Raw genomic sequence first — 846 nt, 5'->3', positions numbered from 1 at the left:
AGCGAGGCAATAAAAAGGTGAAACTATTTGTTATTCCACTTCGACGTAATAGACGCTTGCGCCTTTCGCGGTGGTTTTCAGCTTGATGGTGATAAACGGCTGGTCGTCACCAAATACAGACATCACCTCTTGCAGAGCCTGACGCGCACTTGCGGAGTCAGTGAACAGGCCGTCAATCTCGCCGTCTTCGGTCATAATGACCGCTTTACACTGGTCTTCGGTAGGAACCAGTTTCAGGAGCTTGATTTTAGTACCTTCCTCTTTGAAAGAGAAAATGTGTTTCGCGTTAGCCAGCGCGTTAAAAATGGCTTTGTTGTCGAGTACCGGAGTTTTGATAGAAGTCATGAGATTATCCTCAGTGTTGGTTTTGAGTTCGGCATTATTGCCGGGGTTTTAGTTTCGGGGAGTTCCACGCCAATCATTAGGCGTTTACGTTACTCCCCGGTTCAGGTTAAGCCAAAGTTACCAGTCGCTTAACTTGTTCGGTGGTTGCTTCGATGCCGAAATCTTTCAGCAGGGCAACGGCGGCAGCAGCCTGTGATTTAGTTGGGAATGGTTTCTCAACTTCGCCAGCTTTGACGATGTAGACAGTGATTTTCTTTTCCATGATAGCCTCGTTATCAGTATTGGATGATGTATTCGTGTATGTGGTCAACTGCTTCGTTGACCGTGAGATAATAATAGCACTGGTCGCTTTTCAGGTCAAGGTTTTTGTTTAAGATAACCTCGTGAAGTTCGAAAGTGTTATTGTCCAGACAGGCCGCAAGTTTCCAGTAATAGAAAGTGTCGTCTGTCTCGTGTACTATCGCGTTTTCACTGTCCGGTGAGAGGTACACTTTGTACCCC

Annotated in this window: 3 protein-coding genes; all 3 read right to left on the bottom strand. The window is 46.3% G+C overall.

Going from position 1 to position 846, the window contains the following annotated elements:
- Positions 1–30: 30 nt before the first annotated feature.
- Entirely contained in the window at positions 31–345 is a 315-nt protein-coding gene (locus N1032_RS24475; RefSeq protein ID WP_259543115.1) for a CBS domain-containing protein, read from the bottom strand.
- Between the two features lie 106 nt (positions 346–451).
- The gene (locus tag N1032_RS24470) at positions 452–607 is read right to left on the bottom strand and encodes a hypothetical protein (protein ID WP_259543113.1); all 156 of its coding nucleotides are present in this window, start codon (positions 605–607) and stop codon (positions 452–454) included.
- Between the two features lie 13 nt (positions 608–620).
- A partial coding sequence (locus N1032_RS24465) for a hypothetical protein (protein WP_259543112.1) occupies positions 621–846 on the bottom strand: 226 nt, incomplete at its 5' end.

Origin of the sequence: Herbiconiux daphne (assembly GCF_024979295.1) — a bacterium.
GTDB lineage: Bacteria > Actinomycetota > Actinomycetes > Actinomycetales > Microbacteriaceae > Herbiconiux > Herbiconiux daphnes.
This window is presented reverse-complemented; position numbering and strand designations above follow the sequence as displayed.

Bases quoted from the DNA above. Each gene is read 5' to 3' on its own strand.
- N1032_RS24470 (WP_259543113.1), bottom strand. From the start codon at position 607: ATGGAAAAGAAAATCACTGTCTACATCGTCAAAGCTGGCGAAGTTGAG.
- N1032_RS24475 (WP_259543115.1), bottom strand. From the start codon at position 345: ATGACTTCTATCAAAACTCCGGTACTCGACAACAAAGCCATTTTTAAC.